The sequence below is a fragment of the Chloroflexota bacterium genome (assembly GCA_016219275.1).
Taxonomy (GTDB): domain Bacteria; phylum Chloroflexota; class Anaerolineae; order UBA4142; family UBA4142; genus JACRBM01.
In genome coordinates this window covers 17,015-36,145 of record JACRBM010000039.1, presented here as the reverse complement: position 1 = coordinate 36,145, position 19,131 = coordinate 17,015, and the positions used below count along the sequence as shown (strand labels likewise).

Annotated in this window: 19 protein-coding genes; 5 read left to right on the top strand and 14 right to left on the bottom strand. The window is 56.8% G+C overall.

Annotated elements, in window-relative coordinates; translation table 11 throughout:
• The first annotated feature begins 4 nt into the window (after positions 1–4).
• Positions 5–859: an NAD(+)/NADH kinase gene (locus tag HY868_08835; GenBank protein ID MBI5302229.1), complete on the top strand. Its 855-nt coding sequence runs from the start codon at positions 5–7 to the stop codon at positions 857–859.
• Between the two features lie 20 nt (positions 860–879).
• Positions 880–1,647: a DUF4013 domain-containing protein gene (locus HY868_08830; protein MBI5302228.1), complete on the top strand. Its 768-nt coding sequence runs from the start codon at positions 880–882 to the stop codon at positions 1,645–1,647.
• A gap of 134 nt (positions 1,648–1,781) precedes the next feature.
• Here the strand turns inward: HY868_08830 and HY868_08825 are convergent, their stop codons facing one another.
• The 8 genes from HY868_08825 to HY868_08790 all read right to left on the bottom strand — a co-directional run bounded on the left by HY868_08825 (position 1,782) and on the right by HY868_08790 (position 8,009).
• Positions 1,782–2,423 (bottom strand): nucleotidyltransferase family protein, encoded by a 642-nt coding sequence (locus HY868_08825; protein ID MBI5302227.1) that lies wholly within the window; start codon positions 2,421–2,423, stop codon positions 1,782–1,784.
• Complete coding sequence (locus HY868_08820; GenBank protein MBI5302226.1) at positions 2,420–3,607, bottom strand: XdhC family protein; 1,188 nt, start codon at positions 3,605–3,607, stop codon at positions 2,420–2,422. Before HY868_08820 ends, HY868_08825 begins: the two co-directional genes overlap by 4 nt.
• Before the next feature lie 121 nt (positions 3,608–3,728).
• A complete protein-coding gene (locus HY868_08815; GenBank protein MBI5302225.1) occupies positions 3,729–4,736 on the bottom strand; it encodes a cytochrome b/b6 domain-containing protein in 1,008 nt (335 codons plus the stop codon).
• Positions 4,737–4,809: 73 nt separating this feature from the next.
• On the bottom strand, positions 4,810–5,568 hold the full coding sequence (locus tag HY868_08810) for a 4Fe-4S dicluster domain-containing protein (protein MBI5302224.1): 759 nt from the start codon (positions 5,566–5,568) through the stop codon (positions 4,810–4,812).
• 17 nt (positions 5,569–5,585) lie between these two features.
• Complete coding sequence (locus HY868_08805; protein ID MBI5302223.1) at positions 5,586–6,632, bottom strand: PD40 domain-containing protein; 1,047 nt, start codon at positions 6,630–6,632, stop codon at positions 5,586–5,588.
• A 75-nt stretch (positions 6,633–6,707) separates the two neighbouring features.
• On the bottom strand, positions 6,708–6,953 hold the full coding sequence (locus tag HY868_08800; protein MBI5302222.1) for a hypothetical protein: 246 nt from the start codon (positions 6,951–6,953) through the stop codon (positions 6,708–6,710).
• 25 nt (positions 6,954–6,978) lie between these two features.
• Positions 6,979–7,380 carry a hypothetical protein gene (locus HY868_08795; protein ID MBI5302221.1) on the bottom strand — a complete coding sequence of 134 codons (402 nt, stop codon included), beginning with the start codon at positions 7,378–7,380 and terminating at the stop codon, positions 6,979–6,981.
• 23 nt (positions 7,381–7,403) lie between these two features.
• Positions 7,404–8,009 (bottom strand): hypothetical protein, encoded by a 606-nt coding sequence (locus HY868_08790; GenBank protein MBI5302220.1) that lies wholly within the window; start codon positions 8,007–8,009, stop codon positions 7,404–7,406.
• A gap of 132 nt (positions 8,010–8,141) precedes the next feature.
• On the opposite strand from HY868_08790, the gene HY868_08785 reads away from it, so the two are divergent.
• The gene (locus tag HY868_08785) at positions 8,142–8,948 is read left to right on the top strand and encodes an inositol monophosphatase (GenBank protein MBI5302219.1); all 807 of its coding nucleotides are present in this window, start codon (positions 8,142–8,144) and stop codon (positions 8,946–8,948) included.
• A gap of 53 nt (positions 8,949–9,001) precedes the next feature.
• On the opposite strand, the gene HY868_08780 is transcribed toward HY868_08785, so the two are convergent.
• The 6 genes from HY868_08780 to HY868_08755 form a co-directional block, all read right to left on the bottom strand.
• Positions 9,002–9,997 carry an FAD binding domain-containing protein gene (locus HY868_08780; GenBank protein ID MBI5302218.1) on the bottom strand — a complete coding sequence of 332 codons (996 nt, stop codon included), beginning with the start codon at positions 9,995–9,997 and terminating at the stop codon, positions 9,002–9,004.
• 13 nt (positions 9,998–10,010) lie between these two features.
• Entirely contained in the window at positions 10,011–12,500 is a 2,490-nt protein-coding gene (locus HY868_08775) for a xanthine dehydrogenase family protein molybdopterin-binding subunit (GenBank protein ID MBI5302217.1), read from the bottom strand.
• Between the two features lie 15 nt (positions 12,501–12,515).
• Complete coding sequence (locus tag HY868_08770) at positions 12,516–13,247, bottom strand: (2Fe-2S)-binding protein (protein ID MBI5302216.1); 732 nt, start codon at positions 13,245–13,247, stop codon at positions 12,516–12,518.
• Positions 13,248–13,511: 264 nt separating this feature from the next.
• Positions 13,512–14,153: a response regulator transcription factor gene (locus HY868_08765; protein MBI5302215.1), complete on the bottom strand. Its 642-nt coding sequence runs from the start codon at positions 14,151–14,153 to the stop codon at positions 13,512–13,514.
• Positions 14,154–14,163: 10 nt separating this feature from the next.
• Positions 14,164–16,281, bottom strand: coding sequence for a GAF domain-containing sensor histidine kinase (locus HY868_08760; protein ID MBI5302214.1), 2,118 nt, complete (start codon positions 16,279–16,281; stop codon positions 14,164–14,166).
• 233 nt (positions 16,282–16,514) lie between these two features.
• Positions 16,515–16,718, bottom strand: coding sequence for a twin-arginine translocase TatA/TatE family subunit (locus tag HY868_08755; GenBank protein MBI5302213.1), 204 nt, complete (start codon positions 16,716–16,718; stop codon positions 16,515–16,517).
• A 293-nt stretch (positions 16,719–17,011) separates the two neighbouring features.
• Between HY868_08755 and HY868_08750 the strand changes: the two genes are divergently transcribed.
• Entirely contained in the window at positions 17,012–17,932 is a 921-nt protein-coding gene (locus tag HY868_08750) for a trypsin-like peptidase domain-containing protein (protein ID MBI5302212.1), read from the top strand.
• 169 nt (positions 17,933–18,101) lie between these two features.
• Entirely contained in the window at positions 18,102–19,127 is a 1,026-nt protein-coding gene (locus HY868_08745) for an AAA family ATPase (protein ID MBI5302211.1), read from the top strand.
• Positions 19,128–19,131 lie beyond the last annotated feature (4 nt).

Below are 19,131 nucleotides of genomic sequence, written 5' to 3'. Positions count from 1 at the left end.
GCCGATGAATCGAATTCTCCTCCTCCATCATCCTAAAATTCCCCGTTCGTTGATTCTCGCCCAGGACTGGGCAACGGCACTCGACCAACTCGGCGCGCACACAACCCTGGTGTCAGCATGGGACGAAGCGGCGGTCCGACAACAGGTTGGAGCGTGCGATCTCACGATTACGCTGGGCGGCGATGGCACGATCTTGCGCGCCGCGCGCATGTGCGCGCCGGTGCGCGTGCCGATCCTGGGAATCAACATGGGGCGCGTCGGTTTTCTCTCCGAGTGGATGCCAGCCGAGTTCGACGCGCGCGCGGTCGTGGGTGGCGCATACTGGATCGAAGAACGCATGATGCTACACGCCGAATTGCGGCGCGGCGAGAAATCGCTCGGCGCGTTCGAGGCGCTGAACGATGTCGTCGTCGGACGCGGCAACCTCGCGCGCGTGGTGCGGCTCGCGACGTTCATTGACGGGGATTACCTGACGACCTTTGTCGCCGACGGCGCGATTGTCGCGACTGCGACCGGCTCGACTGCGTACGTGTTCGCGGCAGGCGGTCCCATTCTCGCGCCCGAAGTTAAAACGCTCGTGCTCGTCCCGATTGCGCCGTACCTGAGCCAGGTGCGTTCGCTCGTATTGCCGGTCGGGTCGCACGTCGTGTTTCGTTTGCAAACCGATCATCACGCGATTCTGACAGTGGATGGACAAACCGATGTCGAGTTGCTAGATGCAGATGAGGTGCGCGTGCAGGCAAGCGCGAACGTCGCCCGGTTCGCGCGTTTTCAACCGCGCACCTATTTTTATCGGACGCTCGTCGAACGTTTGCGCGAACGCGGATTGGAATCGCAAAAAGAGAACAACCATAAATAAATCTAAACGGGGAGGACACGGTGCCGCCGATTACGCAAGAAACTCTAGTATGGGCGTTCAAAGATCCGGATTGGAAATCCAAGTTCTTGATCGGTAGTGCGATCGCGTTGGCGGCGAGGTTTGTGCCGCTGGTTGGTATCTTGGCTTATTTCGCGATTTACGGTTACTGTTTGATTATGCTGCGCGCGGTGTTGCGTGGCGCAGCGCCAATGTTGCCCAAGTGGGAAAATTTCGGCGACTTGTTCGTGGATGGATTCAAGTCGGGTCTCGCGGCGATTGGGTACTGGCTACCCGGCATGTTGGCGATGATCTGTGCGTACTCCTCGATGTTCGTGATGATTTTTGCTGATGCTGTCACGCGCGTTTCGGCGACTCGCGACGCGGCACAGAGATTTCCGTGGGGAATTTTGGCCGGCTATGCTGGGTTTTTCGGCTTCTTTGCTATCGCGATGGTGCTGATGTTGTTGTTGATGTTTCCGATGGTCATTGCGGTTGGACAATACGCGCGAACAGGCGAGATTGGTGCAGGTTATCGGATCAGTGAAGTTTGGAAAATCCTGCGCGCGAACCTGGGTGGATTTATCATCGCGTTTTTCATCGGTCTTGCCATCGCGGTTGGATTGGGGATGGTGCTTCAGATTCTTTACTTTACGATCATCCTGTGTTGCCTCATCCCATTCGTATCCGCGCCGATTAGTTTTTACATGACGCTGATGTGGTCGTATCTATTTGGGATGGCGTATCGCGAGGGCGCGCTCAAAGCGGGCTTGCTTGCGAATCCTGGGTAGAAACTGTTCGGTTCTGTCTGTCATTGCGAGGAGCGCAGCGACGAAGCAATCCCCAACACGCGAACCGGAGATTGCTTCGCCCCTTCGGGGCTTGCAATGACATGTGAACAATTATCCTGCGTAAAACGAACGGGTCACGCGATTATCGCGTGACCCGTTTTAATTCGGTTGATGTACTCCGCTAATTCGCGTTGATACTCGTCCGGCGTATCCATATCGCGCAGGATGGACGATGTATTCACCTCGACGTGGTAAATCTCCGCATTCACCGCGCGCATGAAATCGCGCAGCGTTTGCCCCGCGCGCAATCCCAGGATGGCATCCCAGTGTTTTCGCTCGATCAGCAAGGGATGACCGCGCCGCATTTGGAAACTGGGCATCACGATGCTTCCCAGTCCATCCTCGTACGCGGCGACGACCGCTTGTACGACCGCCGGTTCGAGGGCGGGTTGATCGCCGAGCAGAATCAGCGCGGCGTCCGGCATCTCGGACACGGCTTGCAATCCAACTTGCAACGAGTTGAGCATTTCGCCATTGGCATAATCAGGATTGAACGCGAGCGTGATCGGCATCCCAGACAAACATTCTTCGATGGCTTGGTGATAATGTCCGGTTACGATCACGCTTTCCGCCAAGTCGCAATCGTCGAGAATGCTCAAGATGTGTTCGATGATCGTGCGGTCGCCAAACGGCAACAAGGGTTTGGGCTGTCCGCCCATGCGTGTGCCCAGTCCCGCCGCGAGCACGATTGCCGCGACGCGCGATTGTTTTTTCATCGCGCAAGTTCTGCCGGCACGCGCGTTGGTCGGTGTGCGCTCAAGAGCGCGAGCCGCTCTTGCTGAACATCGCGCAGTGGTCGTCCGCTTTTGCCGCGCGCGGCGGCGAGAATCTCTGCCATGATCGCGAGTGCGATTTCTTCCGGGCTTTCCGCACCCAGGTCTAATCCGACCGGCACGCGCACGGTGTTCAACCAAGCGGAATCAATCCCCTCGTTTCGCAATGCCTCGAAAATGATTGCCGCCTTACGCAAACTCGCGACGAGTCCGATGTACAGCATCGGCGTATGCGCCAACCGGCGTAACGCTGGTTCGTCCCAGCCCCAGGTCGCGACGACGACCGCGGTGTTCGGCGTGATTTCCAAATTCAATGGCGCTAGGTTTTCGGTGGCAGGATCATACGCGACCAGGTGTGTCGCATCCACGCCGGGCAAACGCTCGGGCGCGAGAAAATCGGCGCGGTCGTCCACGACCTCGACGCGCCAACGCAGGAATTTACCAACCTGGGCGAGCGCCTGCCCGATGTGCCCCGCACCAATGATGACGAGACGCGCTTCTGGCTCGAACAAATCCAAAAACACTTCGATTGCCGCGCGGCGCGTGGACATTAACCGTGCGACCGTCCCGGTCGCTGGGTCGAAACCGAGTCGCTGGGGATAGTGTTCTGCGATCACGCGCGTTGCTTCGCGCGCGATGGCTTGATCGAGTTGCGGGTCGCCGAGCGAGCCAACCGATTCACCTGACGCGTGCACAACTTGGCGCGTGCCTAATCCCAGGTTTGCATTTTCAGCGCGGATCAGCGTGGCGCAGACGATGGGTTCGCCGTGTTCCAACGCGGATTGCGTCGCGCGAAATTGAGCAAGTGTTTCGCGCGAGGGTTCCAAAATATCAATGAAAATTTCTTGAGTGCCGCCGCACATTCCCAGGTTGCCCTCGCCGCGCCCGGTCAAGCTGTACTCCGCCAAACGCGGTCGGCGTTCGACAAGCGCGTCGTGAGAATCTGCAATCGCTTGCAGTTCCATCGTCCCGCCGCCAATCGAGCCGACGGGTTCGCGTTCGGCGAACACGGCAAGCCGCGCGGCGCTGTGTCGCGGCGTCGAGCCGACGGAGCGCACGGCGGTAATCAGCGCGACGCGTTCGCCGCGCTCCAATGCGTGAATCACTGCATCCCAGACGTTGTTCATGCGCGTACCTTAAACCAAAATGGAATTCGTGTCAACGGCGATGCAACCCCCGCGCTGACCCTCCCCGTTCGGCAAACTGCGCCGAACAGGGGAGGGTTAGGGCGGGGGCGGATTGCTTGTCTCACTCCGCGCTTTGCGGTTGTTGCTCGGCGACATGCTTTGTTTCTGGCGTCGTCGTCGCACTGGCTTGCTCGCGCGCGATCAATTCTTTTTCCCACAAGGGAAGAAATTGTTGCACGTACTTGCGACTGATGCGCGTGGTGAACATCGAAAGGAGCAGGCGCCAGTGATGTGGTACGAGTAGGACGGCGATCAAGTGAATGCCCAGCATTCCTACCGCGCAGTAGGCGAAGAAATCGTGAACGACGGATACCTGCGCGATAAAATCCGGTGGAATCGGGTAGAGGTAGCGAAACGACTTGATGATGCCGGTCACGACAATCGCGACGATGATAATCGCCCAGGGCGTGTACGAGAAAACTTTTTCGGCGGGAAGATATTTGCCCAAGCGTTTGGATTGTTTGAAACCAAACGAATTCACCGTTTCCTTGAGCGTATCGCGAATGACACGCGGCAGGTTGATTCTGAACACCGCACCGCTCGGTCCAAAGATGCCGGCTTGTTCCATCAAATCAGTAATGCCGTCAGTAAAATCTTTGAACGAACGCGGCAACAAGCCCATCCCGCCGGTGATCGCATTTTGGGTCAGGTGACCGGCGACGCCAAACAGGGCTAAACCTGACCCGATGTAATGAATCGCAAAGATGATTCGCATTTCGTCAGGGCGCGGTAACCACCGCAAGACGATCAAGCCGGTAATCATGCCGATGATAAAACCGACTCCGTTCGTCCAATGCGCGATCACCGCGCCGAGATCGTGACGAATCACGGTCGCAGAACCCGGTGTGGATTTGGGTTCGCGCAGACTGGCTTTGGCTTGCCAAATGCCAAACCCGATTCCTAACGCGGCGATGAGTGGCAAGACCCGCGCGAGTAATACCGCATCGTTGTACAAATCGGTTTGTGGCGGGAAACCGTTCGACGCGTTCCCCTGCGCGAAGCTAGTTCCATATGTCATCGCGAAAATGCCAAACGTTACGGCAACCCCCACCGATAAAATCCGTTTCACGACAATTTCTCCTCACTCTGGTTCCAATATCTTCGCCAAGTGCGGATACGATTTGGCAATTTGGAAAATTGCCCTACGATTTGTTTACCGTTTGCTGCTCTTTCATTTTGGAAAACTGCGCCTTGTCCGACTTGGGCAGATTCAGGCAGAGATGATCGCTTTTGACGATGCCTTGCTTGATGCGAACGTTGATCGGGCATTTTTGCACGCACGCCGGTCCTTCCTCGCGGAAATAGCACAGGTCGCATTTGGTGAACACGTTCTTTTGGGGGTCGTAGGTGATGCGCGTCTTTTGCCCGACCGTCAGTTCGTTCGTCGCGATGGTTTCGGCGCGGACTGGAAAGGGACATGCTTCCGCGCAGCGCCCGCAAGCGATGCACGTTTTTTCGTTAATGACGCGCGCGCCGGTTTTCGGCTCGACCAGTAACGCGTTGACCGGGCACACCGGCAAGCACGGCGAGTCCGGGCATTGCAGACACGGTTGTTGAATGAACGAGCCGCGTCCTGGGTAGTTCTTGGTAATCTCAGGGTCTAGCTTGACATTCGGTTCGTTGAAAATGCGAATGCGCGATACGGTTGACATTCCAACCTGGCGATGCGCGTCACTACACGCGACTTCGCATGTGAGACAACCGATGCACAAGGTGGGATCCGGAAAAATCACTCCCGATGATTCGCGCTCAATTGGCGTCACTGCCGATTTGAAAAAATTGACGCCGCTGATCCCGATCATACTGATCGCGACAAAGCCACTTGCCGCCGTCGCGATAAATTCGCGACGCGAATAATCTTTCTTTGGATTGCCTTCCGTATTCGGATTGGTTTTCTGCATCATTGCCTCTGTCCGATTTATCGCCGTGACTGGCGACGAAGAATCCGCCAGACCAAACCCGCAGTGAACACCCCGATCGTTCCCAGGAATACCCAGGTCAACAACCCCAGGTCGGTTTGTTGCGTGGGCGCTGGCGACGTGGCAACCGGACTCGCCGGGGTTGCCGCTTTTTGGATGCGATCACTTGGAATTGGTTTGCCCTGCAGCGCTTCGACGCCGTTCGAAACGCCGAGATCAATCAAATAGATATCAAAGTTTCCCCCACGCGGCGAGTGGAATAACACTTTGGTGTTGTCGTTGTTCCATTCTACCGGTCCCTGCATGGACATGCGACTTTGCAATAGCGTGCGTTGACCGGTTTTCAAGTCAAGCGCCCAGGCATCGGTCCACGCGGCGGCGGGTTCGATGTGTTCGGTAACGTATCCCAACCGACCATCCGGCAAAAACCAGGGAAAGTGATTGTCCGCGCCGTCCGCGACGACGCGCTTGGGCGACCCGGCTTCGCGATCAACCGTCCAGATCGTATCGAGTTCGCCGGCGGAATAGGCGATGGTACGATTGTCCGCATTCCACGCGGCGTAATGACACGCGAATGTGCATTGATTGTTGCGCGCACTCGCCAGCTCGCGCGTGAGCGGCTTGGCATCGCGTCCATCCCTCCGCGCGATCCACAAATCGAGTGATTCATCCTTGAAAACGTAAAAAGAAATCCATTGCCCATCGGGACTGGGCGCGGGAAAACTGGCGAGCGCGCCAAAATTCGTCAATTGCTTGAGGTTGCCGTCAAGTACATTGACCATCCAAATTTCGCGTCGCGATCCATCGAATGAATCGAAGAGAATGGCTTTGCCGTCGGGCATCCAGATGGGATGGCGGTCGTCGGAAGAACCTTTGGTCAACGCACGCGGATTACTGCCATCGGCGTTGACCAGGTAAATGTGGTACGCGCCCTCGCGGTTCGATTGGTACGCGATCGTCTTGTTATCGGGACTCCACGCCGGTCGGACATCCGCGGCGTGATCGTCGGTCAGTTGTAGAATCGCAGGACCGCTCGCGAAAGCCACGGGCAGGTACCAAAACGACAGGGCGAGACAGCTCAAGAAAATGAAAGCGCAAAGACGGCGTAGGATCATGAAGGATTATCCGCTTATCACTTGCGTGTCTTCTCGTTCAAGCCAGAGCCGCTTCCCACTCTCCTCGATTGCACCGAGGGCTTGCTTCAACTGCGATAACTCGTTCCGCAGCATCTGGAATTCGTCGTTCTGTAAATGCTGAAAAGCCGCTATCTGGTCTTGGAGTCTTTTCAGTTCGTCCGTGTGTAAGTGTTCGTACGCCGTCAGTTGTTGTTCCAGCCGGCGCGCCAAGTCTTGAATCTCTGCAGGCACAGTAACTCCTTATGTGACGAACGGTCTATTCAACCCGTTCGTAACCGCGATAATTGACGATCTCGCCGTCGTCATTCGGCGTTGTTTGCCCGACGATCTTGGGCGCAGTCCACTCGATGCTTTCGGTAAGTTGGTGGATCAATGTGCTGTAGATAGGTGCGTTTAAAAAATCCTCAAGCACCTCGATTTGACAATCGAACGCGCCGCGCCGCGCCTCTTCGGCGAGTGCTGTTGGAACGAGCAGAAGATTCGTATCGGGCGGCAGATCGCTCAAGGGCGACATGCTCACCTTGACCACGAACCCTGCGCGCACAAACATCCGCTTGAGTTGATGGTAACCCAGGATCAACGCGCCGGGGAAACACTCAACGGCATATCCAAACACAACGCGGAGCAGAGTGCGCGGGACGATCTGTTTTTCTACCATCTTGAATCCGGACTCTCGGAATTCTATGGCTTGGCAGGATGCCCCATGCTCGCGAGTCGGGCTTTGATCTGGTTTGGCAAAATCAACCCAGCATCGTAGACAATGGTGATCGCATTCTCGTTGCCGGAAACATCGAGAATGCCGGCAATCCGTAAAAGCGTCAAGCGCAAATCGTCCACTTCTTCTGCCGTCGTCAGTGCGTTGACAAACTCGATTTTGGTTTCCGAACGCACGCCGGTGGCTACACCCGGCGCGGTTGGACCCGCCGGCGGTTGCGCCGCGGTCGTCGGCGCGGAGGTTGCCGCCCGCGTTGCGGTTGCCGTCGCCACAGTAGTCGCCGCCCGCGTTGCGGCGGCAGTTGGAGCGGATGTCGGTGCAGTGGTGCTCACCGGGGCAGACACGATCGGTGCGAAGGTGGGCGCAACAAATGGTATTGGAGTGCGTGCCGCGAGTGGTTGTGTCGTCGGTTGCGATGGGAGCGGGAGCGGAGTGGACGCACTTTTAACTGGCGCGCTGGGCGCAGACGTGACTGCCGCGGGAGCAGTTGTGGCTGATGGCGCTAATGGCGCTGGGCTAGCACACGCCGTCACGAGCACCAGCAGTAGTAAGAAGAGGGTGATTCGGAACATGGTGGACTCCAAATGTGAAAAGGATTGACCGACTTGACGAGCCATCCTAAAAAGATTATTCTTCGAGTAACAGTCAAGATCTTCCAGGTCTCGAAGACCTGGAAGGTCTTCGATTCCGGAATAGGAGGATCAATGGATTATTCTCGAGCGCTCGATACCGCGATGCGCGCCGCGCGTCAAGCCGGACAACTCGCCATCGCGTCGCTGGGCAACCCAGGTTCGCAACAGTGGAAAGGACCGCGCGATCTGTTGGTCGAGAGCGCCCTGCCCATTCAACAACGCATCGTTGACATCCTCCAGACCGATTTTCCCGACCAAGCCATCCTGGCTGAAGAGAGTGAAGAGCCGGTTCCGCCCGATGCCGATCCGTTGTGGATCGTAGACCCAATTGATGGTAGTCTGAACTTTTCGCAGGGCGTACCCCATTTTGCAATTTCGATTGCCTTGCGCGACGAAAGAGTTTATCGCGTCGGCGTGGTTTACGATCCCTGCACCGACGAAATGTTCCACGCGATTCAAGGCAAGTACGCTCGGTTGAATGACAAGCCGATCACGGTTCAACTCGTCGCTGAAGGCGAGAGCGCGTACGATCAAGCGATTGTCGGCACCGATTTGCCCGGTGACATGCAAGAACGTCAACAGAGTTTGAATATTGCGACCTTGCTCGCGACGCAAGCGATTGCTTTGAACGCGATGGGTTCGCCGGCATTGGGTCTGTGTTACGTCGCCGCCGGACGTTATCACGCGTATTATCACACGACTCTGAAACTATGGGATGTCGCTGCAGCATCGGTTGTGCTCGGCGAAAGCGGCGGCGTCCTCACGGATATTCTAGGCGGCTCCTGGCTCCACTCGACGGGTGGTTACATCGCGACGAATGGCGTCGTTCATGGCTGGGTCGTGCGCGCGACCAAAGCCGTTTTGGAACCCGGCATGTAAACCTTGCGAAGGTTTACAACCTTCGCAAGGTTTTGCCTGGACTACCCCAACTCTTACGCGAGCGCGCCCAGCACAACTTGCTCGATCAAGCCCATCGTGATATCTACTTTGTACGCATTCAAACTCATCGGTCGCGCGACAGTCTTGATCGCCGCCGCCGCGGCTTTGATGTTCTCCTTGATGTTCTTGCCGGCGAGCGCCTCCTCGACGACCTTGGCGCGATAAGGCACCGGGGCAACCCCACCCAGGACGATGCGACCATCTTTCCACACGCCATTTTCCTGAGTGATAACTGCCGCCACACTGACTAGCGCAAAGTCGTACACCTGGCGGTCTTTCAACTTGAACCACGCGGTCTTGGTGTTGGGCGCTAGTTGTGGGATGCTGACGTTGACCATCAACTCATCCGGCTTGAGAACGTTTTCGCGCAACACGTCTTCGCGCGGTCCAGTAAAGTAGTTATCGAACTGGACGGTTCGCGTCCCACTGGGACCGGCGATCGTTGCTGAAGCATTGAGCGCCAGCAAGGCGCTTGCCGAATCGGATGGGTGAACGATGTAGCACAACTCGCCGCCGATGATCGCGTGATACCGGTTGTCCCCCGTCACCGCGAAGCAAAAGTCGCCGCCTTTTTTGTAGCAGGCGAAATTCTCGCCGCGGAAAAACCAGCAACGCGGTCGCTGGTTGATGTTGCCACCCAGCGTGCCAAAGTTGCGAATCAATGGCGAGGCAACACTCGATACTGCTTGCGTGAACACGGGATAGCGCTGATCCAGTTCTTTGGATTCTGCGATGGAGGTGAGTGTCGTCGCCGCGCCAATCGTCGCATTTCCGGTCGAAGCGATATTGATCCCGACCATTTCCGGAATGGTCGTTACATCAATCAACTTTTCTGGATAGGGCATCCCTTTGCCGTGAACCCAGTCTTTCATGACGCCTGTTACCAAATCACTCCCGCCTGCCACGATCTTGGCGGTCGGTCCGAACTTGTTGAGCAACGCGACCGCCTCTTGCACGGTGGCTGCGTCATGGAGCTCGAAGGATTTCATATTACCTCTCCCCCTAGGCAGCCTTGAGCGCCGCTAGAATCTTTTCGCGCGTGATGGGCATTCGATCCACCCGAACACCAATCGCGTTGTACACCGCGTTGGCGATGACCGCGCAAGGCGGATTGATCGGTGGCTCGCCAATACCATGCGCGCCGTACACGCCGTACTCTTTCATCGTCTCGACGAGCACGACGTCAATCGTGCGCGGAACATCTTTGATCGAGAGCGCCTTGTAGTCGAGAATGTTATCGTTCAACGGCAAACCGGTTGCCGCATCAACCAGCAATTCCTCTTGAAGCGCCGCGCCCAGTCCCATGATGACGCCGCCTTCGATTTGTTGCTCTAACGCGAACGGGTTGAGCGCCTTGCCCACGTCATGCGCCGCGACGTACTTGATGACGTGAATCGTTCCGGTCATCGTGTCCACTTCGACTTCCGCCGCGTGCGCGGCGAACGCTGCGCGTTCCCAGGTCGGGTCTTGCAGATGCACGCCGCGACCGATGACGGGACCCGTACTGAACGCCACGACATCGCGCACCGGGAGTTTTTTGCTCGGGTCATTCTTGAAGATGACCTCACCGTTGCGGACATCCAGGTCTTCCGGTTTCACATTGAGCGTTTGGGGTGGGGTGAGTTTTTTCGCGTCGTCAATGAATTTTTTCGCGCCCCAGTCCATCAACTGGCGCTTGGCATCCATCGCGGCTTCGTACATGCCCCAGCCCGCCGTGTTGGTTTGGCGACTGCCGTTCGTGCCGCCGCAATCGGAGCTGAAATCGGTATCCACTTCGAAAGAGATGGACGTTCGTTCAAACGGAATGCCGACCGTCTCTGCCGCGATCATCGCCTGGAGCGTGCGCTGACCCGGACCGATATCGTTGCTGGCAGAGATGGCTTGGAGCGAGCCGTCGCTCGTGACGATGCACATGCCGCTCGCGCTCGCCGTGCCCGCGCCGTGATTGCAGTTCATTGCCGCCATCCCGATGCCGTGAAAAACGCCGGGACGGACCTGCTTTGCCTTGGGCGCGTGGAATTTTTGCGTCCAGCCAATCGTCTTTGCCGCTTCGGTAATGCACGTGGCAATCCCAGGATTGCTGTACGGTCGCCGATTTTCCGGATTGCCCTTGAGGTTCAGATTCTTCAAACGGAATTGGACGGGGTCCATTCCGATTTTGTAGGCGGCGACATCCATGATCGTTTCCAACGCGAGCGTGCCGTTCGGATGTCCCACACAACGGTAGGGACCGGATTTGAACTTGTTCGTGAAAACGTCCACGCCCTCGGCTTGGAGATTCGGAATGTTATACAACAGCTGCATGTTGTACCACGAGCCGCTCGCCGCGCTCGCGCGTTGCGGTCCTACATTCGCAATGACCTTGAATTGTCCGGCGACAATCGTGCCATCGCGCTTGACGCCCAGTTTCATTTCGTTCAAGTTCTCCGGGCGATGCGTCCGCGTGACGAAATCTTCCGACCGCGTGTACATCCCGCGCACCGGGCGCCCGGTAATCTTTGCCAGGATCGCGACATGGACTTCTGCCAGGTCAATGCCGGAACGATAACCATACCCAGACCCGACATAACCGGGCTGGATCACACGCACCTTGTTCTGCGGCAGCTTGAGCGCCTGCGCCAACCCGTCGCGCGAGCCGTGGGCGTGCTGGCAGGTGTAGATCATCGTGTACTTGCCGTCGTTCCACCAGCCGACCGACGTCGTCATTTCCAACGGCATGTGTTGTTCAACCGAGCGGTACGACGTATTCTCGACGACCACTTCGGCTTCGTTCATGCCCTTGGCTGGGTCGCCGCGTTTGAAAGCCGCGGGAATGTCAATGATCGTACCGTCGAACTTGTTATCCCACTGCTTGGGCGTGCTGGCTTTCATCGCTTCCAACATGTTCAACGAGGCGGGCAATACCTGGTATTGCACTTCGATCATCCGCATCGCTTCGTCGGCGATGTGATCGGATTCCGCCGCCACACAGGCGATCGGCGCGCCGACCTCGTACACTTCTTCGTTGAATAAGAAACGATTCGGCGGACCACCGCCCAACCGCGTGTCCTGATATTCCTTGGGAAGGTTGCCGCGATGCAAGATCGTGACGACGCCGGGCAATTTCTCCGCCTTGCTCGTGTCCACCTTCATCACTTTGGCGTGGGGATGTGGACTGCGGAGTGTCTTCATAAATAACACATTCTTGGGCGCGTAGTGTTGCGTGTAACGTCCAACGCCGGTGATGATCCCCAGACCTTGCACGCGCGGAATGCGTTTCCCAAGAACAGTCAGGTCCCCGGCGGCGAGCGTCGCGTTCGCGCTCCCGTTTCCGTTCATACCGGAGAGTTTGTCTGCGTATTTTTGGATGAAGGGTTCGACCACGTCGCGCATTTCACCCAACAACAGATCCCATTCAGGGCTTGCCGTGAGTTCACGCCATTCTGTTAAAGTCAACGTGTCCGCGTACTTGGCGTCCTGAATGGCGCGAATAACATCAACTTGTTTTGCCATTGTCCTATCCTCCCTCTATGCCTTCTTCCGCATTTCTTCGGCGGCGCGAAAGACGGACGTATAGATCTTGGGGTATTCCGAGCAACGGCAGATGTTGCCCGCTAGGGCTTCGCGCACTTCGTCCTCGGTGGGGTTGGGATTTTTGGTTAGCAAGGTGTAGGTGGACATGATGAAACCGCGCGTGCAAATACCGCACTGATAGCCGCCTTCTTGATGGTACGCTCTGGCGATGGGATGCAATTGATCGAGCTGTGCGCCCTTGCTCAAACCGTCCACGGTCAAAATCTTTTGCCCGCGTCCCAAACGCGCCGCGAGGACGGTGCAGCCATTGACGGCGCGTCCATCAATCGCGACAGTGCATGCGCCGCATTGGGCGCGATCACAACCCAGGTTGATGGACGCCAAGCCAAGTTGGTACACCATCACTTCCCACAAACTCATCCGGACGTCCGTGGTGACATCGTATTTTTTGTTGTCAATATCCAGCGTGACCCGGCGCATGGTCGCCGGCAAATCGGAGACCGCTTGGGCAACCTGCGGCGCTGGCGCAGACCCAGGTTGCGCCGGGGCGGGCTTGGCTTCCGTCGTCGGGCGCGCAAACGAAAGCAAGCCGGCAGTGCCAGCCACACCGACGACGGCGCCCACACCGGCACCCACTAGAAATTGCCGACGCGTAATCTGCCCGCCGCCGGTGGTTTGTTCTTCCTGTTCTTCCGGTTCCATTCCCGGAGTAGCTTCGTCAGCCATAGCAACTCCTTCTCATGATTTGTTATGCCACTCAATAGCCAATCTGGTTTCGCTGGCTCAAGGATGAAGGATGCGTCGTCGCCTCCTTTCATACTCAATCTGAATAATAAAATGTCGCCCGATTAAAGCCAAGTATACGGCGAACCGCGCGCGCCCAGTAGGGGCAAGAGGGACAAAATTCCGCCCGAAAGGGACAAACAAAAACGCCGGCACAATTGCCGGCGCGATAATTTATTAAAAAAAACTTTAAATAAAAATGCGCCCCTAAATCAAACCGCGGCGAATCCCTTCGGCGACCGCTTGCGCGCGATTGCGTGCGCCCAACTTGGACATGATTTCTTCGATCTCGCGTTTGACCGTTCGCTCGCTCCAATGTGTCTCGGCGGCGATTTCTTCATTCGTCGCCCCTTGCGCGACCAGCGACAGCACATTGATTTCTTGCGCGGATAATCCGGCTTCGTGCTGAACTTGCAATTGCGCGAGCGTCTGGAACTGACGCAGCACTTGATCCATTAACGCGGGCGATAACAAGCGCTTACCTTGATGGACCGAGCGCACCGCTTCGACGACCGTTTCGTCCGAGGTGTGTTTGAGCAAGTACGCGTACGCGCCGGCGCGCAACGCATTGAGCACGTACTCTTCATTGTCGTACGCCGTCAGCGCGATGATTTTAGAGTCGGGAACGGCGTGACGCAATTGCTTGGCAACCTCGACGCCATCTAACCCAGGTAGTTGAATGTCGAGTAGAATAATTTCCGGTTCAAGTTCCACGGCGGCGCGTAATGCGGTCGTACTATCCTCGGCTTCGCCGACGATTTGAAGGTCCGGGTACGATGAGAGCAAACTTTTCAAGCCCCGCCGAACCATCGGGTGATCGTCTACGATCAAAATTCGAATGGTATCCATCGCCGCCTCATCACGCGTCCACCGGTTGGATCGGTAAACGAAACAGTACGCGCGTGCCTTGTTCCGGTTCTGACCATAGTTCGACTTCGCCCCCCAGGTTGTTGACCCGTTCTTGCATGCTGAATAGTCCTAGGTGATGGTGGTGGGGATTCACGAACCATTCGCGGTAGTCGAAACCGCGTCCGTTGTCGCGCACGGCGACCGAAACGGACGCGAGTTCATAGTCAATCGTGATTGTCGCAAGTGTGCCGCCGGAATGTGCCGCGACGTTGTTCAACGCTTCTTCGACCAGGCGGAACACGGCAACCTCGGAGTGCATTGGCAGGCGATGTGGTGTGCCGTTGACGATAATCGTACACGCAATGCCAGTCAGTTCGTGGAAACGACTGATGTGTCTTTCGAGCGCGGGGACTAGCCCCATCGCGTCCAAGATGGGCGAGTGCAAATCGTAGATCGCGCGCCGGATTTCGAGTTCGGCTTCTTCGAGTACCTGTCGCGCGGCGTTGAGTTTACCCTCCGCCGCCCGCGATAAATTCAAGCCGCTTACGACTTTGACCGCTTGCAATTCCAGGCGCGCGGCAGTGATAAGTTGTACCACGCCGTCGTGCATATCACGCGCGATCCGCGCGCGTTCGTGTTCCTGCAGATCAATCGTTTTGGCGAGCAACGAGCGCAATTGTTCTGCCTTTGCCTGAATTTCTTCTTGGGCTTGCGATAATTCGCGCGTGCGTGCGGCGACCTTTTGCTCTAATTCCTGGCTAAAATTTTTGACCTGGGTATGCAAGTCGGCATTCTTGACGGCAATCGTCGCCAAATCGGCAAACAAACTGAGCAGCCAGAGGTCGTCTGGGTCGAAGGGACGCGCGGGCATCGAATTCAGGACGTGGATGCCGCCGATCACTTGTCCGCGCCAGCGCAATGGCACGCCGACCAAACGACTTTGGCTGTCGCCGGTAAAAATTTCCGAGCGTCCCTCCCAGGTTTCGTAGTTGTCCACGATAATCGGCTGACCGGTTTCGATGATTCGTCCAATGGCTCCTTCGCCCGGTCGTACGGTAATCCCGGTCCAATCGCGCGTGGTGTTGTAGTTCGCGACGTTGTAAATCAGTTGCTCGTCTGGGTTGTAGAGAAACAAGGAACTTGCCTCGGCGCTCAAGAGTTGGACCCCGCGGCGCAACAGGGCTTGCAATAATTCTTCGCGATTCAACTGGGTGATCATGTCGAGCGAAGTCTCGTGCAGCGCGATCATCGCTTCATAGCGTCGCTTAGTTTCCTGGAACAGGCGCGCGTTTTCGATGGCGATGCCTAGTTGATTGCCCAGGATTTCCAGGACGATGACGTCTTCTTTGCTAAATGCGTTGAGCCGATCACTTTGCGCGTCCAAAACGCCGATGATGTGTTTGCCGACGCGTAACGGGACGGCTAATTGCGCGAGTGTATTCGCGAGCAATTCCGCCGAAGGATTGCGCGGCTCTTGGTGGACATCATTAGAAAGCAGAGGTTTGCCGGTCTGCGCGACCCAGCCAACGACGCTGGTCTGATCAATCGGCGTTCGCATGTGGCGGGCTTTGACTTGATCGGCGTACGGTCCACTGGCTTCGCGCAAGACGAGTTCCTTATGCGCTTCGTTGGTCAGGAGGATGTGGACTTGATAGTAGCCGAAGCGCGCGCGGAGCAAGCGCACCACTTCGGCGAGCAGTGTGTCCAAGTCCAATAAGGCGGACATCCGTTGTCCGATTTGGCTGGCAATCTGCAAACGCGCGACGCGGCGGTGCGTCTCTTGGTTGCGCAAGGCAAGTTCTTTTTGCGCCTGGGCTTCCGCCATCGCCGCTTTCGCCGCCCAGGTCAAACTGATCCACACCAACACGGGACCGGCAAGCCCGATGACGATCACCGTGCGAAGAACCGAGGGTTCCGCGAGTTGGCGACCTTGAAACACGACCGTTTCGAGCAGTACGTATCCAATGCCGACGAAAGAGACGGCAATCGGAATTGCCCAGCGCAAATAGGAGACGAGACCAACCAGCGGTTTGCGTTCCCAGAATGTCGCGTGCTGCGCGCGGCGAAGTAGTTTGCGTAGAGGCGCTATGGATTGAGTCGAACGGACTGGCTCTACATTCTGCATCATCCACCACCCTCGCGTAAAACGAGAAAACAAAACAAGGCAGACTAATCCATCTGCCTTGTGCCAGGCGCGACGCGTCGCGCCGAGAAATCCATTTTCGTACGAGTCAATACTTCGTGCATCGCGCCGCGTCGGCACGCGAACGCGGTTAAATACGCGAGTGAAAATCTAATTCGAAGCGACATCGCTTGTCCTCCCGCACGCATCACAGGATCGTGGATTAGACGATTCGCAGTTTATTCCTTTTTGTTTGCCGGTCCGACATCCTGGGAATGCGATGGCTTGGTCGCGTGCTCATTCGGTTTGGCGCTGATTTCCCGGCGAAATTCGGAAACCATTTTTCTCATCCCGCGTCCCAGCATCGGTAAACGGGAGGGCACGAACAGAAGGATCGCGACAAAAACGATGATGACAATATGCGCGGGTTGTAAGCCAAACATTTTGGAACTCCTGAAACAAACACTCGGTTGATTCGAAACGAGCGCCGTGAGTGTACGCCGTTTCGCTCTCGTCGTCAAGGGGTTATGCAATCAGAGAACAAGAAAATGGTTGATCAAGCGCAACGCATTGTAGATTGATGCACAATCGCACGCGCGCGCTCTTGCGAAATTTTAATCAAGGGCTATTGACAACGCGTGAAGAAATAGCGACAATGAAAATTGTCCGCCGCGTGTGTTCGCACAAAACTTTATTCCCTCACATTGCGTATCCCATTCAAAAGGGAGAAATGTGCATGCCTCCAAATTCGTTTGATCCATTCGAGAAAAAACTTGTATCCAAGCCCGGCGTCCCCGAACCCTTGCTGCGATCAATGCCCGGCAGTAAACCGCCAGGTCCCTCTCGCATCACCCGATTGCGCGAACGCGCGAAACAAATGCGTGCGCGTGCGCGTAGTTTTCTTCCCCTTCTGCTTGGAATGTTCATCGCCTTTGGCGCGATGTTCGCGTACGATTTTGCGCGTCCCGCCACGCCGCGCCTGACCGAACAAAAAATAGGCGAACTGGTCGCAAGCGCAATGGCGTCCGCGACGCCGCCGCCGTCGCGCGGTTCGCTCGCCTACGAACAGATCGCGCCCTCGCTTGTGCGTATCGAGGCGCAGTTGACCGCCGGCGATGATAAACGCGCCTTTGGTACCGGCGTCGTCGTGGATGAAGGCGGCGCGATTCTGTCGAGCTATCACATCGTCAAAGGCGCGATCAAAATCGAAGTCGTGTTTTACGATGGTACGCGCTCCGACGCCACGGTGATTGCCAAGGTCGAGGAGCAAGACACGGTAGTGCTGCGCGCGCGCACGCCGCCCGCTTTTCTCATCCCGGCAGTGCTGGGCAATCCCGGCTCATTGCGCGTGGGCGATGAGGCATTCGTCGTCGGCAATCCGTTCGGCATTCGCAACTCGATGTCGGCGGGTGTGATTTCCGGCTTGAACCGCAATTTCAAATCCCCCAAAACCGGCGCGACGTTGAGCAACCTGATTCAATTCGACGCGGCGGCAAACCCTGGGAATTCCGGCGGTCCGTTGATGAATAGCTATGGCGAAGTCGTCGGCATTGTGACCGCGCTCTATAATCCAACCGATCAAGAAGTGTTTGTCGGTATCGCGTTCGCAGTGCCGATTGACGCGGCAGGCGGCGCAATGGGTTCGCCGCCCTGGTGATGCGGCAGATCGCGTATTGTTTTGTGAAAGCCGCGCACGCGAATTGCAATCCGTTCGATGCTGCGTGTGATGCGTTCGTCCGGCGTTTGCTTGATACGGGCAAAAACCTGGACGCGCTTGCAAATTCCATAAATTCAAATCGAAAATCAAAAATTCCCTTGGAGGTAAAATGGCGACGAGTGAATTGACGACAGACCAAGTACCAACCTTGATGGAAACGGTTCTGTACGAAGTCAAAAAAGTCATCGTGGGGCAGGATCACTTGCTCGAACGTTTGTTGGTCGCGTTGCTCGCGCAGGGACACTTACTGGTCGAAGGCGTACCGGGGTTGGCAAAGACGCTCGCGATCAAGACGCTCGCGGACGCGATGCGCGGCACGTTCAAGCGAATTCAATTTACGCCTGATCTCGTACCGGCCGATTTGGTCGGCACGCGCATGTATAATCAAAAGACCGGCGAATTCTCGACCTCGCTCGGTCCCGTGTTCACGAACCTGTTGCTCGCGGATGAGATCAACCGCGCGCCCGCCAAGGTGCAAAGCGCGCTCCTCGAAGTGATGCAGGAACGCCAGGTGACGATTGCGGGTGAGACCCACAAAGTGCCCGCGCCGTTCCTGGTCATGGCGACCCAGAACCCGATCGAGACGGAAGGCACGTACCCGTTGCCCGAAGCGCAAGTGGATCGTTTTATGATGAAAGTCATCATCACGTATCCCAACGAGCGCGATGAATTCGTGATTGTCGAGCGGATGGCGGCGGGTTTGGCGTCGGCGAATCCGGTTATCACGACGAAACAGTTGATCGAGATGCAGGGTGAAACCGCCAAAGTGTACGTGGACCCCGCGCTGACGGAGTATGCGGTGAAACTCGCAACCGCGACGCGCGAACCTGAAAAATTTAGTTTGCCGGAAATCAAACGCTACATCATGTACGGGACTTCGCCGCGCGCTTCGATCAACCTTATCCTCACCGCGCGCGCACTCGCGTATGTGCGTGGGCGGTCGTACGTGCTGCCGCAAGATGTGCTCGACATGGCGCTCGACGTGATGCGGCATCGTCTCGTGCTATCGTACGAAGCGATGTCCGATGGGGTGACGAGCGACGCGATTCTCAAGCGCGCGATCGAGCGCATCCCTGTCCCGGTCGTGCCGCTGCGTGAGGCGATTCCGTTCAAAGTCGCGCAACCGGTGGGATGATGTC

Excerpts from the sequence above, each read along its gene's own strand:
- HY868_08835 (MBI5302229.1), top strand. The coding sequence starts at position 5 with ATGAATCGAATTCTCCTCCTCCATCATCCTAAAATTCCCCGTTCGTTG.
- HY868_08825 (MBI5302227.1), bottom strand. The coding sequence starts at position 2,423 with ATGAAAAAACAATCGCGCGTCGCGGCAATCGTGCTCGCGGCGGGACTG.
- HY868_08820 (MBI5302226.1), bottom strand. The coding sequence starts at position 3,607 with ATGAACAACGTCTGGGATGCAGTGATTCACGCATTGGAGCGCGGCGAA.
- HY868_08810 (MBI5302224.1), bottom strand. The coding sequence starts at position 5,568 with ATGCAGAAAACCAATCCGAATACGGAAGGCAATCCAAAGAAAGATTAT.
- HY868_08795 (MBI5302221.1), bottom strand. The coding sequence starts at position 7,380 with ATGGTAGAAAAACAGATCGTCCCGCGCACTCTGCTCCGCGTTGTGTTT.
- HY868_08790 (MBI5302220.1), bottom strand. The coding sequence starts at position 8,009 with ATGTTCCGAATCACCCTCTTCTTACTACTGCTGGTGCTCGTGACGGCG.
- HY868_08785 (MBI5302219.1), top strand. The coding sequence starts at position 8,142 with ATGGATTATTCTCGAGCGCTCGATACCGCGATGCGCGCCGCGCGTCAA.
- HY868_08780 (MBI5302218.1), bottom strand. The coding sequence starts at position 9,997 with ATGAAATCCTTCGAGCTCCATGACGCAGCCACCGTGCAAGAGGCGGTC.
- HY868_08775 (MBI5302217.1), bottom strand. The coding sequence starts at position 12,500 with ATGGCAAAACAAGTTGATGTTATTCGCGCCATTCAGGACGCCAAGTAC.
- HY868_08770 (MBI5302216.1), bottom strand. The coding sequence starts at position 13,247 with ATGGCTGACGAAGCTACTCCGGGAATGGAACCGGAAGAACAGGAAGAA.
- HY868_08765 (MBI5302215.1), bottom strand. The coding sequence starts at position 14,153 with ATGGATACCATTCGAATTTTGATCGTAGACGATCACCCGATGGTTCGG.
- HY868_08760 (MBI5302214.1), bottom strand. The coding sequence starts at position 16,281 with ATGATGCAGAATGTAGAGCCAGTCCGTTCGACTCAATCCATAGCGCCT.
- HY868_08755 (MBI5302213.1), bottom strand. The coding sequence starts at position 16,718 with ATGTTTGGCTTACAACCCGCGCATATTGTCATCATCGTTTTTGTCGCG.
- HY868_08750 (MBI5302212.1), top strand. The coding sequence starts at position 17,012 with ATGCCTCCAAATTCGTTTGATCCATTCGAGAAAAAACTTGTATCCAAG.
- HY868_08745 (MBI5302211.1), top strand. The coding sequence starts at position 18,102 with ATGGCGACGAGTGAATTGACGACAGACCAAGTACCAACCTTGATGGAA.